Annotated in this window: 1 protein-coding gene; it reads right to left on the bottom strand. The window is 70.2% G+C overall.

Annotation, left to right across the window (positions count from 1 at the left end):
- Nucleotides 1–436, bottom strand: a 436-nt coding sequence (locus B3T59_RS12425) for an amidophosphoribosyltransferase (RefSeq protein ID WP_414652093.1), incomplete at both ends; no start/stop codon positions are given.

Raw genomic sequence — 436 nt, 5'->3', positions numbered from 1 at the left:
GACGTAGGCGTTCTTCATCAGACCCTGGCCGTAGGGAATACCCGACTCCTGGGCGTAGCCCACCGCTGCCGGCGTGCCCGACTCAGGCACCGGGATCACCAGGTCGCCGTCGGCGGGGAACTCCCTGGCGAGACGTCGGCCGATCTCGACGCGGGTCGAATGGACCGACCGCCCGTGGATCACGCTGTCCGGACGGGCGAGGTACACGTACTCGAAGACGCAACCGCGGGGCGTCGGCTCTGCGAAGCGGGTGCTGCGCACGCCGTCGGCGTCGATGGCCAGCAATTCGCCGGGTTCGATGTCGCGGACGAACGACGCGCCGACGATGTCGAGCGCCGCGGTCTCGGACGCGACGACCCATCCCCTGTCGAGCCTGCCGAGCGACAGCGGTCGCACACCGTGCGGATCGCGGGCCGCGTACAGGGTGTGCTCGTCC

This window comes from Gordonia sp. UBA7860, assembly GCF_002500165.1.
In the GTDB taxonomy this organism is placed as follows: Bacteria; Actinomycetota; Actinomycetes; order Mycobacteriales; family Mycobacteriaceae; genus Gordonia; species Gordonia sputi.
This window is presented reverse-complemented; position numbering and strand designations above follow the sequence as displayed.